This window comes from Neisseria sp. Ec49-e6-T10 (assembly GCF_051132615.1).
Lineage (GTDB): Bacteria > Pseudomonadota > Gammaproteobacteria > Burkholderiales > Neisseriaceae.
In genome coordinates this window covers 856852-871427 of the sequence record NZ_CP152375.1, presented here as the reverse complement: position 1 = coordinate 871427, position 14576 = coordinate 856852, and the positions used below count along the sequence as shown (strand labels likewise).

The 14576-nt window shown below is 39.1% G+C and carries 17 protein-coding genes; 16 read left to right on the top strand and 1 reads right to left on the bottom strand.

All coding sequences use genetic code 11. The features are described 5' to 3' along the window. The first annotated feature begins 18 nt into the window (after positions 1-18). The 9 genes from AADH04_RS04455 (at position 19) to AADH04_RS04415 (ending at position 6490) form a co-directional block, all read left to right on the top strand. Complete coding sequence (locus AADH04_RS04455) at positions 19-627, top strand: BRO-N domain-containing protein (RefSeq protein ID WP_434779044.1); 609 nt, start codon at positions 19-21, stop codon at positions 625-627. Positions 628-704: 77 nt separating this feature from the next. Continuing rightward, positions 705-827: a hypothetical protein gene (locus tag AADH04_RS04450; RefSeq protein WP_434779043.1), complete on the top strand. Its 123-nt coding sequence runs from the start codon at positions 705-707 to the stop codon at positions 825-827. Next, positions 824-1516: a virB8 family protein gene (locus tag AADH04_RS04445; protein WP_434779042.1), complete on the top strand. Its 693-nt coding sequence runs from the start codon at positions 824-826 to the stop codon at positions 1514-1516. The genes AADH04_RS04450 and AADH04_RS04445 overlap by 4 nt, the downstream gene beginning before the upstream one ends. Positions 1517-1529: 13 nt before the next feature. Next, entirely contained in the window at positions 1530-2354 is an 825-nt protein-coding gene (gene virB9 / locus AADH04_RS04440; RefSeq protein ID WP_434779041.1) for a P-type conjugative transfer protein VirB9, read from the top strand. Between the two features lie 11 nt (positions 2355-2365). Continuing rightward, positions 2366-3577: a type IV secretion system protein VirB10 gene (virB10, locus tag AADH04_RS04435; RefSeq protein WP_434779040.1), complete on the top strand. Its 1212-nt coding sequence runs from the start codon at positions 2366-2368 to the stop codon at positions 3575-3577. Positions 3578-3708: 131 nt separating this feature from the next. After that, positions 3709-4245 (top strand): hypothetical protein, encoded by a 537-nt coding sequence (locus AADH04_RS04430; RefSeq protein ID WP_434779039.1) that lies wholly within the window; start codon positions 3709-3711, stop codon positions 4243-4245. 69 nt (positions 4246-4314) lie between these two features. Then, the gene (gene virB11 / locus AADH04_RS04425) at positions 4315-5394 is read left to right on the top strand and encodes a P-type DNA transfer ATPase VirB11 (RefSeq protein ID WP_434779038.1); all 1080 of its coding nucleotides are present in this window, start codon (positions 4315-4317) and stop codon (positions 5392-5394) included. 163 nt (positions 5395-5557) lie between these two features. Then, positions 5558-6034, top strand: coding sequence for a hypothetical protein (locus tag AADH04_RS04420; protein ID WP_434779037.1), 477 nt, complete (start codon positions 5558-5560; stop codon positions 6032-6034). Between the two features lie 117 nt (positions 6035-6151). Next, entirely contained in the window at positions 6152-6490 is a 339-nt protein-coding gene (locus AADH04_RS04415; protein WP_434779036.1) for a hypothetical protein, read from the top strand. On the opposite strand, the gene AADH04_RS04410 is transcribed toward AADH04_RS04415, so the two are convergent. Then, positions 6482-6745, bottom strand: a complete 264-nt coding sequence (locus AADH04_RS04410) for a hypothetical protein (RefSeq protein WP_434779035.1) — start codon at positions 6743-6745, stop codon at positions 6482-6484. The genes AADH04_RS04415 and AADH04_RS04410 overlap by 9 nt on opposite strands. A gap of 57 nt (positions 6746-6802) precedes the next feature. Between AADH04_RS04410 and AADH04_RS04405 the strand changes: the two genes are divergently transcribed. The 7 genes from AADH04_RS04405 to AADH04_RS04375 all read left to right on the top strand — a co-directional run bounded on the left by AADH04_RS04405 (position 6803) and on the right by AADH04_RS04375 (position 14553). Beyond that, complete coding sequence (locus AADH04_RS04405; protein WP_434779034.1) at positions 6803-7165, top strand: single-stranded DNA-binding protein; 363 nt, start codon at positions 6803-6805, stop codon at positions 7163-7165. Further along, positions 7162-9117: a type IV secretory system conjugative DNA transfer family protein gene (locus tag AADH04_RS04400; RefSeq protein WP_434779033.1), complete on the top strand. Its 1956-nt coding sequence runs from the start codon at positions 7162-7164 to the stop codon at positions 9115-9117. The genes AADH04_RS04405 and AADH04_RS04400 overlap by 4 nt, the downstream gene beginning before the upstream one ends. A gap of 96 nt (positions 9118-9213) precedes the next feature. After that, positions 9214-11514: an LPD7 domain-containing protein gene (locus tag AADH04_RS04395; RefSeq protein WP_434779032.1), complete on the top strand. Its 2301-nt coding sequence runs from the start codon at positions 9214-9216 to the stop codon at positions 11512-11514. Positions 11515-11519: 5 nt separating this feature from the next. Next, a complete protein-coding gene (locus AADH04_RS04390; RefSeq protein ID WP_434779031.1) occupies positions 11520-11735 on the top strand; it encodes a hypothetical protein in 216 nt (71 codons plus the stop codon). Positions 11736-11804: 69 nt separating this feature from the next. Beyond that, positions 11805-12953 carry an ArdC family protein gene (locus AADH04_RS04385; protein WP_434779030.1) on the top strand — a complete coding sequence of 383 codons (1149 nt, stop codon included), beginning with the start codon at positions 11805-11807 and terminating at the stop codon, positions 12951-12953. 66 nt (positions 12954-13019) lie between these two features. Beyond that, complete coding sequence (locus tag AADH04_RS04380; protein WP_434779029.1) at positions 13020-13547, top strand: plasmid mobilization protein; 528 nt, start codon at positions 13020-13022, stop codon at positions 13545-13547. Further along, the gene (locus AADH04_RS04375; RefSeq protein WP_434779028.1) at positions 13540-14553 is read left to right on the top strand and encodes a relaxase/mobilization nuclease domain-containing protein; all 1014 of its coding nucleotides are present in this window, start codon (positions 13540-13542) and stop codon (positions 14551-14553) included. Before AADH04_RS04380 ends, AADH04_RS04375 begins: the two co-directional genes overlap by 8 nt. Positions 14554-14576 lie beyond the last annotated feature (23 nt).

Genomic DNA, 14576 nt, shown 5'->3' with positions numbered 1-14576 from the left:
AATAGATGGTTTTATTATATGGATTACTTGACCTTTGAAAATCATCCAGTTCAAACATTAACAATTAATGACGAATTATGGTTTGTTGCTAAAGATATCATGAATGCTTTAGAGTATGCCGAATCAAGTAGACCAAGCAAAGTGATAAGCCACATTCCTGAAGAATGGAAGGGTGTGAAACAGATTCACACCCTTGGTGGTAAACAACGTATAGCTTGTATTTCAGAACAAGGGCTATATTTTTTTCTAGGGCGCTCAGATAAACCAAAGGCTTTGCCTTTTCAAAAATGGTTAGCTGGAGAAGTCCTACCTTCTATCCGTAAAACTGGACATTATTCAAATGAAGCTGCCAACATAGAAAACTATAATGAACTAAAGGAGCTTAATCAATTAATTGGCAATATATTAGAATATAGATTTATTTTAACCTTTGATGATAACAGAAAGCCTCATATGCGCATTTTGTCCAATGAGGATTTAATCATTCCTATAGAAAATATCCCAATGATAATTAATGAGAGAAGGAGTATTTCAGATGAAATAATTCTCAAAACCATGCAAGCCTGTATGAATAGACTTTCTAAGATAGTTTCCCATCACTTAATTGAAGAGACCACAAAGAAATAGAAACTCTCTCAAAAATCATGATCCACCTCAACTCGCCTAGTGCGGGTTTTTTTACGTCTCAATAAAAGGAATCTTTTATGAAAATATGTATTGCACTCATTCTGGCAGTGCTTTTTTGTGTTGCCTGCACCAATAAGCCACCTCGTCCCTATGGACAATATTTCCCCATCAATCAAGATATTCAGGAGGTAAATAAATGACTCAAAAGACATTATCTTCCCAAAAGGCGGCCAGTAAGTTTATTCAGGCAGCGAAGGATTTTGAAAAGTCTGAAATTGAACGGGTTCGTCAAAACAGCAAGATTGCTTGGCGTATTACTTGTGCATGTTTGTTGATTATGGGGTTGTCCATTGGCGCAATTGCAGGATTGACCCCTCTTAAAACCGTGATTCCTTTTGTGATACGCGTTGACAATAATACAGGGGCAACGGATATTGTCACCCAACTTAAAACATCTGAAAAATCTTATGGTGAAGTGATCAATAAATACTGGTTAGCCCAGTATGTGATTTATCGGGAATCCTACGACTGGCAAACAGTACAGTCCACTTATAACGCCACCAACCTTTTGTCTGCACCACCTGTACAAGCTGAGTTTGCCAAACTGTATAACAAAAATCCTGCTGCGCCTCACTTGGTATTGAAGGATCAATTCAAGGTGATTGTGAAGGTGAATGCCATTAGCTTTGTGGGTGAAATGGCGCAAATTCGTTTTGAAAAGCATCTGATTCCTTTGACCAATGGTGTCACTAAACCAGCTGCGCAAAAGATGATTGCTACAGTGGCATTTGAATACCAAAACAAACCCCTACAAGAGGCGGATCGCTTGATTAATCCGTTGGGTTTTCAAGTGACAAGCTATCGTGTCGATCCTGAAGCTGCGCCATAAGGAGAAAAAAACAATGTTCAATAATAAGTTATGTGTTTTAGCAGTGTTGCTGAGTTGTTTATCTATGGCACATGCAGATATTACCCCCAGCACATCGAGCAAAGATGCCCGTATTCAGTATGTGCATTATGACCCTGATAATGTGGTCAATATTCGTGCCCAAGTAGGTAGAACAACCATGATTCAATTGGAACAAGACGAACGATTGATTGGGGATAATGCTGCGTTAGGTATGGGCGATGGGCAAGCATGGAACTTATCTGTGAAAGGCAACAACATCATATTTAAGCCCATTGCGCAAAGCCCCAATACCAATATGATCATCACCACCAATAAGCGCACCTATGCTTTTTATCTGTCTTTGGCTCGTCAAGTGAGAAAAGGACAGAAACCTCAAGCGCCTACCTATATTCTGCGTTTTTCTTATCCTGATAGCCAAAAAGCAGTGATGCAAGCAGAAACCATGAAACAAAAGCAGGCAAAGGATATTTTGCAGAGCTTACCTGAACAAAAGGGTCAAGCGAATTATAACTATTGGGGCAAAGGGGCTAAAGCATTGGTTCCTACTGCTGTTTTTGATAATGGTTTATTTACCTTTTTCAAATTTAATGATGGTCGGGATTTGCCCACCCTTTATAAGGTGATGCCCGATGGTTCAGAGATGCTGCTCAATACCCATATTGAAGAAGACACAGTCATTGTGCATGAAACCGCTAAAAAGTACATGCTGCGTTTGGGTAATAGTGTACTTGCTGTTGAAAATCGGGGCTTTGATGAAAAAGGGCTATTTAATCGTACAGGTACTTCAGATCAAAACTCTGTGCGTATCGTTAAGTAAAGGATCACAACATGGGTATTTTAGATAAATTCAAAAAGAAAAAACCACTGGAGCATGAAGTGGAGAACACCATCACTTCTCTTGCTGACGCGATTCAGGATGACACGGTGGAAATGGGCATCCCTCAAGATTTAAGCCCAAGTAAAAAGAACAATAATGTCAGTAAAGTCGCCATGGCAGGCATTGGTATTGTTGCCCTTGGTTTAATTGTTTCAGGTCTGATTGCATTTAGTAGTGGTAGTGGGGACACCGTAGCAGAAAACACCCAACCACTTGATGAGATCAAAAACAATCAGCCTAAGGATTTTGAGCAAGATAAGGAAGAGCTGGCATTACAAATGCCTGAAGAAGCCAGTGAACCTGAAGCAATGGATATGGCTCAAATTCCAGAACAACAATCTGAACCAGCTCCTAATCAGATGGGGCAAACAACGGATCAAAAAGAACCAGAAGAAACACCTGAACAACGTAAAATGAGGGGTAATGTTCTGGTCGATTTTGAAGGTGGACGTTCTACTGGAGAATCTACTCAAACGGCTGAAGCACAACCTGTCAGTTTTAATGATGATGGATTAGGTAGCAGTAGTACATTTGGGGACAAATTAAAACCCACTGTTACCTTTCAAGCCACGGCACAAAAGCGTATCGATTCGACTTACCTACTCTCCAAGGGAACCAATATACCCTGTACATTAGATACACAGATTATTACCACTCATGCAGGCTTTACCCGTTGTTTGGTAACCAAAGATGTGTATTCTGCCAATGGTCGGGTATTACTGTTAGAGCGAGGCTCTAAACTGGTGGGTGAGCAAACCTCGGCTTTGGTTCAGGGACAAGCTAGGGTGTTTGTACTGTGGAATGAAGTTGAAACACCTAATGGGGTTAAGGTTAATATTGCCAGCACAGGTGCGGGTCAATTAGGAGCCGCTGGACATGGCGCACGGGTCAATTATCATTTCTTTCAACGTTTTGGTGGGGCAATGCTGATCAGCCTGATTTCAGATTTATCAGAAAACCTGAATAACCGTAATAAAGGTAATGACAACATCACCTTTGAAAACGCCAATGATGCAGCTGAAGAAATGGCAACAGAAGCGTTAAAAAACAGCATCAATATTCCACCTACTGGATACGTGAACCAAGGTTCATTAATCAATGTGATGGTGTCTCGTGATGTGGATTTTTCTAAGGTGTATGAGGTGGTCACGCCTTATTTTTAACACTATAAAGAGCAATCAACCCATTTAAAACCAACTGATCATCAATCAAGTTGGTTGGTTTTTATGGTTGTTTTATTATAAATTTGTTATAGTAAAACAAATATTTGATTATAAATTTAACTTACAAAAATATGAAAAAAATTATTTTACTTATCATGTCTACAACCTTATTTGCATGCATTAATGATGACCAACCTACTCCGTATACCCATACCCAGTCAGGTAAAGAAGCAGTGATTAATTCTGATACAGATACTATTCTTTGTGGAGCGGTGACAGACAATGAGGTTCGTTATAATAAACTTGTTTGGGAAACACGAGGAGGCGGAAATTTATATTTTACGGTGGTCAAAAAAGGGGAGAATTTTGTCCTTGAGCGTCAGATAATGGCCTTTAAGGAAGATTTTACACATTATGTTTTAACGCCGAACGCTGAAGAAACAAAAGATATCTATCAGGAACTATGGGATATTTACACTAATCCAGAACGAAATAAACCCAAACCACCAGAGCCAAAGAAAGATAGTGAACATCGTGTTTTAACTGGTTCATGGACAGTTTTTAAAGTTTGTACAGATGATAAGAAAAATTGTTATGAAATTGAACGTGGAAGTCAAAACTTATATAACTTTGTCTCCAAACTTCGAAGTAATCAAAAGATGAATTAAATATTTTTAGCTTGATTATTTTTGCTTAAACCACCAAAAAAATTGGTGGTTTTTTTTTTGAGGAAAAAAATGATTCATGATGATATTGTTGTCAGAAATTTACTCAAACAATTGAGTATTGATGATTACCTCAACCGTTCAGGCATTACTGAAGTGATGATCAATCGCCCTAATGAAGTGTTTTTAGAGGGCTCTAGTGGTGTGATTCGCTTAGAAAATGAAGCATTAAGTTACACCAAACTGGAAACTTTAGCCAATGCCCTAGCGATTTATAACTCAAAATCCATTAACCATCTTCACCCGATGCAATCAGTTACTTTACCTGACGGAGAACGTGGCCATATTATGATGCCGCCTTCTTGTGAAGATAAAACCATAGTGTTTAGCTTCAGGAAGCCATCCAATACCCGTTTTAGTTTAAATGATTATTTAAATACCAATAGGTTGCAGTCCTTCACTGATGTAGGCTCATTCGGTAAAGCGCAAACAGATATTGAAATAGACAGTAAGCATTACCGTGACATCAGTGACAAAATGCAGCTACCCAATGATGTCCTTCTTCATGATTGGCAATTGGATATGCTTCAGTGTAAAGCAGATCGTAACTTAAATCGTTTTTTTGAATTGGCTGTACAGCATAAACTGAATATCTGTATGGTCGGTGGGACGGGATCAGGTAAAACCACCTTTACCAAAGCCCTTGCCGATATGATCCCGCAAGAAACCAGAATACTCACCATTGAAGACACCCATGAGTTAGATTTGCCCAACCATCCTAACCATGTTCATCTGTTTTTTAAAGAACATGTCACCGCCAAAGCGGTTATCTCCAGTTGTATGCGACTAAAACCTGATCGTATTTTCTTAACTGAGTTAAGAGGGGATGAGGCTTGGGATTACCTTTCCGCATTAAATACAGGTCATGCAGGTGGTTTAACCTCAGTTCATGCTAATGATGCCCGTTCAGTCCATTATCGGATCGCCCAACTGGCCAAAGAATCCACTACAGGTCAAACAATGGATTTTAACTATATTTTAAATACGGTCAGAGCCACTATTGATATTGTCTGCTTCTTCAGTAAAACCTATATGACTGAGCTGTATTTTGATCCAGTGGAGAAATTTTATGCCATGAGTGGGCGAAGTTGATTATTTTACCCAAAATCTAGTGGCACACTTTTCGACCATAATTAATATTTTCAGTCGAATATTGAATCACATTTTTACATCAGCCTAGAGCTGATTTTTTTATTTAGGGGTTGATATGAGCACTTCAAAAAAATATGTATGTCCAGATTTAAGGGAGAAATAAATGAGTCTATGTTCAATTTTGCTGGTGGAAAATGAAGATAAAACAATTAATGGTCTTTTTTGTGGAACACCATTAAACGAGTATTTTATTTTCGACTTTTTTAATCATTTTTTTGAATATGAGGAAGTGCAAAGAAGTATTAATATGCTTAGATATGTGAATTCTTGTTTTTGGCATGATAGAGAATACATCTTTGAATATATTGAAGGGAACAATTTAAAAACCGTCATGGATATTGCAGATAAGAAGCTGCCCCCATCAGACCAAAAATATATTCATATTTTTAAAAATAATTTGTGGCATAGAGGCATTTATAACAATGATGTTGATAATATAAATTTTTCTATTTATGCCAAGCATCAAAAAAACGTCAAAATATCAAAACACTACACAAGAAAAACGCTAAAAGAGCTCATTAAGCAACAAGATGAAGCATTTTTTAAAAAAGTTGATGAAAAAATTGCGTTAGGTAAATAACGATTTTGCTGTCATTTTTTCGGATCGAGTATGAAACAAGCAGCTCATTTTGCCATCAATTTAAACTAAAACCTCCTGGTTATTTTTTTAACTTTGCCATCAAAAAGGATTTTTACTATGGGTACATTAACCATCAGAACAACTGATGAACAAGATCAAATCATCGAACACATTCAACAACTTTTAGGAGAGTCAGCAGTTAGTAAAACATTACTGCGGTGTGTGGCTGAATACCAAAAGTTATCTTCTACTCTTGAGGATCAAAACCTCAAACTGAAAGAAGCCCTTAATCGGGTTGATGAGTTGGAAAACGTGATATCGAATTATCTCAATAGCCAACATGCGCTGATGTCTGTTGTTTCTTCGCGCACAAATAAAGTGACACAAAAGCAAAATAAAGCTCCTGCTCAAGTAGCAAAACAGAATCTAAACAAGATTCTGGAAACCTTAAGATAAATCCATTGTTTTAGTAATATCTGCAATTTCTTTTGCATATTCAGTATTTTCTAGCATATCCAGAAATGCTGGTTCACCTTCCAAAAATTGAACTATTTTTTCTTTCATCGTTGCCTTTTGCTCTTCAGTTAAAGAGCCATTTTGCGTGTGATACGACAACGATAAAAACAGCAGTTTCAAGATGCCGCCAGATAAGCTTTGTAAGTTATTGAGTCGGTCTTCTAGCTCAGTGATGCGTTGATCAGCTTTGTTCATCTTTTTTCTTTCGGTGTATTAAATTTAATTTTCAAACTATATTATAGGAGAAGCATCATGCCATATCTTAATAAAATGTCTGTTATGGGTAACCTTGGTAAAACACCAGAGTTGCGTTACTTTGCTGATGGTACACCCACCACCACAATATCCATTGCTTATTCTGAAAACTGGAAAGACAGTAAATCAGGCGAGGCAAGAGAATCAACCGAATGGTTTACCGCCATTTTATATCGTAAACAAGCAGAGCTGGTTTGTCAGTATATGCAAAAGGGGGATTGTATTCAGGTACACGGTAAATTACGTTCTCGCACCTATCAAAAAGACACAGAAACCATCCGTGTATTTGAAATCATTGTGGATCAGATGGAGATGATCCGTACCAATAAACAAACTGAAGCCAAAGAGGAGGCACAATGAGTACTCCTAAAAAAGGCAATATGGTTATATTGATCTTAATGGTCACTTTGGTGTTTTTAGCCATTGGCCAATTTGCAGGCAGTTTTTTATTGAGTTTTCTACTGGATATTGAGTTTACATGGTCACCTTTATTGCTGATAAGTGCATTGGGACAGATGGAACGATATTCTGAAGCAGTTCAGCAAAATATTTATATCTCGCTAGCTGTTTCTGTGGCGATGGGGATTTTACCCAGCATTATGTTACTGGCGGCCATGCTGGTTAAACCCAAACGAGAACTACATGGTTCTGCTCGTTTTGCGAACCCAATGGAAATGAATCAATCAGGATTATTGGCACTTAAGCATGAAAAACCTGATATTTTAGTGGGTAAATATAATGGTAAGTTTTTACGCTGGAGCAGTAATGAGTTTGCCTTTTTAGCCGCCCCTACTCGTTCTGGTAAAGGGGTGGGGATCGTGATCCCCAATTGCTTGCATTATCGGGATTCTATGGTGGTGTTTGATCCGAAGCTGGAGAACTACTTATTAACGGCTGGTTTTAGACACAAACATGGACATAGGGTGTTTTTATTTAACCCTGCGGGCAGAACACCCGAACATGAAACACGACCCCATGCGCCACTGGTGAGTCATCGTTGGAATCCATTAACTTATGTGCGCCGTAATCCTGTGTATACCTATAAGGATGCCATGAATATTGCCACTATTTTGTATCCGAAATCGACTAGGGACAGCAGTAACAGCACTTTCTTTACTGAATCAGCTCAAAAGCTGTTTGTGGGTTTACTGCTGTATATGATTGAGACTGAGGGAGAATCAGGCAGGCACACAACGTTAACCAATCTGTTTCGTTTAACCGTACCTAAAAATGGTGATCCTTTATCTGAATGGATCATCAAAGAGATGGAGAGGCGGCATAATAGTGGTCAATTATTGTCCAGCCAATGCACCACTTTATTATTGGGTTTTGCCAATGGCAATGCTAAGACAGGATCAGATATTCTGGCAACGGTCACAGCTCCTCTATCTATCTTCCTTGATCCAGTGGTTGAGGCAGCCACCAGTAGTGATGATTTTTATCTGGATGATGTGCGTAAACAACGTATGACCATTTATTTAGGGGTGATCCCTACCGAAACAGATACCTTCAGTCGTTTGACCAATTTGTTTTTTAGTCAGCTCATCAGCGTTAATGTGGCTCAAGGGCTGCCTGAGAACAATCCCGCATTAAAATATCAGTGTCTTTTATTGATGGATGAATTTACGGCTTTGGGTGCTGTACCGATTATTGAATCAGGGGTGGCTTATATTGCGGGGTATAATTTAAGGCTATTGTTGATTTTTCAAAGCCCTTCACAGGTAACAAGATTGTATACCAAAGAAGGAACAAGGACATTCTTTACCAACTTTGGGCTTCAGATATTTTACCCACCAAGGGATCAGCAAGATGCCAAAGAATACAGCGATATGATCGGTTATGAAACCTATAAGGCTAAATCACTGTCGCGCTCAAAAGGCAGAGGGGGAAGCAGTACCAGCCAGTCAGACCAACGCCGTGCAGTACTCAATCCTGATGAGTTAAAAATCATGCCTAGAACAGATTGTATTATCAGTATGACCAGCTCACGTCCGATTCTTGCCAAGAAGATTATTTATTATGAGGATGAGGTCTTTAAACCACGCGTATCAATGGCTTTACCTGAAATACCTGAGTTGTTTGTCAATATTACTCAAGCTGTAGAACAACCTGAGCCTATTGCGCCTGAAGAACTGGAGACAGTCGATTTAGCCGATACCAGCAATGCTTCTGTATTATTTGAAGAAATGATCAAAAGTTTGGTTCGCCCTGACAGTCCACCTGAGTTTATCAGTGCATTGGCACAATCAGTAAAAAATAATTTGGGTGTGGATTCTATGCCGATTATTTCTCGTTTGATGCAAGCTGGTTAAATACACAGTAACAGTATTATCTATTTTTCTTATTTTATTCATTATTTTTCAATATTTTTTTCTTAACTAACCTATTTTATTGATTAGTGAGGTTCTATGATGTCTACTACAAATGAAATACGTACAGCCTTAGATTATGTTGATTCCCATGATCGGGATTTATGGCTCAAAATGGGGGCGGCACTTAAAGATGAACTGGGTGAAGAAGGTTTCCCGATATGGGATCAATGGTCTTCTTCTGCACAAAACTACAATGCCAGAGCAGCCCAAGCTACTTGGAAGAGCTTAAAATCAGGTCATGTTCGGATCAACACCCTGTTTTACACAGCCATGCAAAATGGCTACCAACCGACAAAACCTACTGTAGCCCCATCTGCTGAAGAGATTGCCAAAAGACAGGCTGAAGCAGAACAAAAACGCCTTCAAGCGATTGAAGCACAAAAGCAAGCGCAAGAGGTTACCAAGCAAAAAGCACAGTATATCTGGCAAAAAGCCGTTTCAGCTCAATTAGCCCATCCTTACTTACAGGCAAAAAGCATCACTGATCCTGAGTGTATTAAGGGTATTAAGCAGAACCTGTACAAAGATAATCAAAATCTGATTATTCCTATGTACCAGAATAAGGAAATTGTGTCCCTTCAGTTTATCAATCAGGATGGCTCAAAACGTTATATGGGCGATGGTCAAAAGGAAGGCAGTTATAGTTTGATTGGCGATGCAAAAAAGATGGTGGATGGATTCTATATGGCTGAAGGTTTTGCCACTGCTGCATCCATCTATGAAGCAACAGGTCAACCTGTCCTCGTGGCTTTTGATGCAGGCAATCTTGTTCGTGTTGCTGAAAACCTCAAACCTCATTACCCAAATACCGAAATTATACTGGCAGCGGATAATGATCCTGATAATAAGGGACTAACGAAAGCAACAGAAGCAGCACAGATATTGGGTGACAACGCCCGTGTAATTTGTCCTCAGTTTACTGAAGAGCAGATTCAACATTATCAGCAACAATATGGCGAAGGTAAATCACCTTCTGATTTTAATGATCTTCATGCACTTGAGGGGCTGGATCAGCTTAAAAATGTACTCAATAAGGACTCAATACCCATTATGGACAATCCAACCAAAAACATTGCACCACAAAATGAACCACAAGCTGCTGAACAAGCAGCTTTTTTAATACCTTCAGAACCTGAGCAAAAAACTCAGGAAACAGCCAAACGTGCATCAAGTAAAGAGGTGATCAACAGTATTGAACCTGATCTGGATCTTCTTCAGGAAAAAGCACAAAAAACAGTGGATCAATCCACTGTGTTACCCACTACACCACCACCGGCACCTGAAAAAGAGGTAGACAATCTACCCGATGGCACTGCTACACCAAAAGCAAAACAACCAGAGCCAGCTTCTGATCCTATACCTAACGCTGACTCGAAGAATACAGAAGAAGAAAAACCCTCATTAAGCCAAGATGAGATCAAAAAGATCATTACTGATCTGAACTATAAAATGCCCCCTGCTGGTTTAGAAAGACGTTATCTGGTAGCAGATGGGCAATATCTTTCTGCTGATAATGGCACAACTGTATTATTTGAAGATAAGGGTAAAAAGTTATCCACTGCACGTAATGATACCCAGATTTCCCAAGATATGCTGGATGTGGCCAAAACCAAGGGATGGGATGCCATTAAATTATCAGGGACGAAAGAGTTCAAACAAATGATGTATGTCTTGGCTGAAAGTCAGGGTATTCAAACCAAAGGTTATCGTCCTACTGAAGCGGATCGGGCAATGGTTGAACGATTACGTGCGGATCAAAGCCTCAACAGTATAGAAGGAGAAAATAGCCTATATACACAAGAAAAAAATAATAAACCAGATAATCCTGATCAGCAAAAAGTGACCGAACGCTCACAACCAGATATAGAAGCCTTATCCAAAGCCGATAAGATGATGGCTGGAGCGAGCATGCCCACTACAGGGCAGATTGAAACCTCACCCAAGGCTGATACAGATGTTGATGTCCCTCTTGCTGAAATTGGCCAAGGTAAAATTCCCAGTGAAGTCATCCAGCAAGCAAAAAACATCAAAACTCATGCACTGGACACAGATGTGGTCACCACAGCTAAAGCCACTTATGACAAAAAAGCGGCTAAATTAAGCAAACCTGAAAAGGCCAAACTTCAGTTCTTTGAGCGCAATACCCTAGATGTTATCCGTGATTTAAAAGGAGATGCCAGACAAAATGCCTTGAAAAATTATTATGATCATATGACTGACAAGATGAATGGTAAAACATTGGATGTACCCACCCCTTTACAAGTACCTTCTCCTAGAGGTGAACATACTCGCGCATCAACCCAAGATAGAAACCAAGATCAAGAAGTAGAAAGGTAATCAAGATGAACAATCAATTACATATTTTTGAAGATGAAACATTTAACTTTACTGAAGATGAGCGTATGGCGTTCGCACGAATGACAGATGAGCAGATCAGTGATTATTGGCAAGCGCAACAGTCTTATGAAGAAATGAAAGCCTATCTGGAGCATCCAGATACACCTGATGTTGCCAAAAACATTTTGACTTTATCTGGCTGGCAGGAACACAAACAGTAATTGTTCCCCATCAACTTAGCCCCTGATTTTATTCAGGGGCTTTTTTTGTTTATTGGAAGGTAAATAATCATGAACACCAAAGAAAGCAAGAAAAACAAAGGACAAGAATATGCCGAAAATGTGGCCAATGAGTTAATCAAGCACCTTCAAGCTGGCACAGCTCCTTGGCAACGCCCTTGGACACCCGATATAGGATTTGATTTACCCTATAACCATATTACAGGCAATGTTTATTCTGGCACCAATAATTTAATGCTGATGATGCAAATGTATGATGATCCGCGTTGGATGACATACAAACAGGCACAATCGGTTGATGCACAGGTACGTAAAGGTGAAAAAGGCGTGGGTCTGATCAGGCTGATCACCCATGTAGAAAAAACCAAACGAGATGAACAGAATAAGCCTGTTCTTGATGCCGATGGCAATACCGTGAAGGAATATGCTGTATTGCCTCAACCCATCATTAAATCATTTACTGTATTTAATGGTGAACAAATTGAGGGCATCCCTGAGTATGACAGAAAGCCTGTTCAATATGATTGGGAGCCAAGTGAAAAGGCAGAGGCTATCTTATTGGCTTCAAAAGCCCGTATTGATGTACATCCTTTGTACCACCCATCCTATAACCCTGATTCTGACATGATCAACTTACCAGAAAAGGGGCAGTTTCCCAGCCAAGAATTTTATTATGCGACGGCCTTACATGAACTTGGTCATTGGACGGGTCACCCCTCAAGAATGGATCGTGATTTAACAGGGAAATTCGGCTCAGAAAACTACGCAAAAGAAGAACTGAGAGCCGAAATCACCTCTTTGATGCTCTCACGTGAATTAGGTTTACCGCACGATATTGGCCAACATGCTGCCTATGTTCAATCATGGATTCAGGTACTCAAAGATGATCCGATGGAAATTGTGTATGCCTCAAAGGATGCACAGAGAATGAAGGACTATATTCAATCATTTGAGCGAAACCAAGTTATTCAACAAGACATACTGAATCTTAAAGAAACATTTCATCAACAAAGTGGCTTACTTCCTACAAAAGAACAGCAGTATAGGCAAACCTTAGAATCTTTTATGGACAAAGCCACGCTTGGCTTATCAGATGTAGCCAAACAGCAATCCCAGCTTAACTTTTATCAAAATCAAATACAAGAGATATCTCAGGGTACGAAGCAACCCTCTTTATTTGATGTTGATGTAGATAGATAACCCATTTGTTTTAAACCAAACCGATAACCACTGTGTTATCGGTTTTTTTTATAGTGGAATGTAATTATGAATAAAGTTGTAAGAGTAGATATACCTGATATTAATGAGAGAGAATATCAAGCACTTCGGCATATAGCCTGTAAAACTTATGGTAAAAATAGTATTTCTTATTTTGTGACCCAATTAATAAGAGCAATTTTGCAAGAAAATGAGCAGTTAGCAATAAAAATTACCCCTCCTATTGTAGAGGTAGATAGGTTAGAACTACGCCTATCAAAAAAAGAGAAAACTCAGCTTTATCAACTGGCACAATCTCATCATATGACAACTAATGCTTTTATTAGCTCTCTTGTCCGAAACTACCTAAATAAAACCCCATTATTGACGGCTGCTGAAGTAGACGCACTATATCAATCTAATGCTCAATTACTCCGTATTGGCCGTAATCTAAATCAGATTGCCAAACAGTTTCATTCAATGGAAGGTGGCAATATCACCAGTGAACAGATCACTGCCCTTCAGAACATCATCAATACCCATACAGAAAAAGTAGGCGAATTATTGTTGTCTAATAGGAGAAGAAACAATGAGTGATTTAAATAAACGCGTTGATGATTGGTTTTTAGGGTATAAAACTCGCTCTGTTAAATCAAAATCAGGTGCGGATATTTCTCCTAGAAATCATTCAAAAGTAAAACCATTAAAATCTGGATCAGGTATTGCTAACCTGAAGGCTGCTGCCTTGAAACACCCTGAAGTAATGGTCAAAGTACCTACTCGTAAAAGTGCCAACTCAAAGGGTATGAAGGGCATCAGGTCACATGTTGATTATATCAGTCGTAATGGTCAACTTGAACTGGAGGATCGGGACGGCAATATCATTAAAGGCAAAAGTGAGATAAACCAACATTTAGCTGACTGGAAAAAACTCAATATTCCTGAAAAAAGTAAACACAGAGAAGCTTTAAATGTGGTTTTATCTATGCCTGCTGGTACTGATCCAGTTGCGGTAAAAAATGCTGCTCGAGCTTTTGCACAAGAACAGTTCGAACATCATGAATACCTTTTTACCCAACATCTGGATCAACAGCACCCACATGTTCATATCTGTGTGCTGATGCGTGATGAATTTGGCAAACGGATGAATCCCCGTAAAAATGATTTATTTGAGTGGCGTGTCCGTTTTGCAGAGAAACTACGAGATGAAGGTGTTCAGTGTGCTGCCACCAGAAGACAGCATAGAGGACGTACCCAAAAACCAGAGGAAAGCCGACTTAGGCGTATGCGCTTGAGGGGTAGCCCTGCCAATATACATAAAATAGAAGCATTGGCACTGGTTGAAGCTCTAAAAAATAATGATCGTCCAAAACACCCCTTTATTAAAGAGACCATGCAAACTCGGGATATCATTGTTGAGAATTATGGTTTGATTGCTCGTGAATTATACAAAATGGGTAATAAGGAAGAAGCCCGTATTATTAGCAAGCTAGCAAAGGAGGTTAGTCAAGCTAACTTTACTACCCAACCCCAGCAACGGTTTGATGAAATAAAGAATAAAACAATAGACCTCAATAAATCAGAAAATATGGAACGAAGCTAATGCACTGTACATGTAGAAACTCA

Coding starts and splice junctions, on each gene's coding strand:
- AADH04_RS04455 (WP_434779044.1), top strand. CDS start 19: ATGGATTACTTGACCTTTGAAAATCATCCAGTTCAAACATTAACAATT.
- AADH04_RS04450 (WP_434779043.1), top strand. CDS start 705: ATGAAAATATGTATTGCACTCATTCTGGCAGTGCTTTTTTGTGTTGCC.
- AADH04_RS04445 (WP_434779042.1), top strand. CDS start 824: ATGACTCAAAAGACATTATCTTCCCAAAAGGCGGCCAGTAAGTTTATT.
- virB9 (WP_434779041.1), top strand. CDS start 1,530: ATGTTCAATAATAAGTTATGTGTTTTAGCAGTGTTGCTGAGTTGTTTA.
- virB10 (WP_434779040.1), top strand. CDS start 2,366: ATGGGTATTTTAGATAAATTCAAAAAGAAAAAACCACTGGAGCATGAA.
- AADH04_RS04430 (WP_434779039.1), top strand. CDS start 3,709: ATGAAAAAAATTATTTTACTTATCATGTCTACAACCTTATTTGCATGC.
- virB11 (WP_434779038.1), top strand. CDS start 4,315: ATGATTCATGATGATATTGTTGTCAGAAATTTACTCAAACAATTGAGT.
- AADH04_RS04420 (WP_434779037.1), top strand. CDS start 5,558: ATGAGTCTATGTTCAATTTTGCTGGTGGAAAATGAAGATAAAACAATT.
- AADH04_RS04415 (WP_434779036.1), top strand. CDS start 6,152: ATGGGTACATTAACCATCAGAACAACTGATGAACAAGATCAAATCATC.
- AADH04_RS04410 (WP_434779035.1), bottom strand. CDS start 6,745: ATGAACAAAGCTGATCAACGCATCACTGAGCTAGAAGACCGACTCAAT.
- AADH04_RS04405 (WP_434779034.1), top strand. CDS start 6,803: ATGCCATATCTTAATAAAATGTCTGTTATGGGTAACCTTGGTAAAACA.
- AADH04_RS04400 (WP_434779033.1), top strand. CDS start 7,162: ATGAGTACTCCTAAAAAAGGCAATATGGTTATATTGATCTTAATGGTC.
- AADH04_RS04395 (WP_434779032.1), top strand. CDS start 9,214: ATGATGTCTACTACAAATGAAATACGTACAGCCTTAGATTATGTTGAT.
- AADH04_RS04390 (WP_434779031.1), top strand. CDS start 11,520: ATGAACAATCAATTACATATTTTTGAAGATGAAACATTTAACTTTACT.
- AADH04_RS04385 (WP_434779030.1), top strand. CDS start 11,805: ATGAACACCAAAGAAAGCAAGAAAAACAAAGGACAAGAATATGCCGAA.
- AADH04_RS04380 (WP_434779029.1), top strand. CDS start 13,020: ATGAATAAAGTTGTAAGAGTAGATATACCTGATATTAATGAGAGAGAA.
- AADH04_RS04375 (WP_434779028.1), top strand. CDS start 13,540: ATGAGTGATTTAAATAAACGCGTTGATGATTGGTTTTTAGGGTATAAA.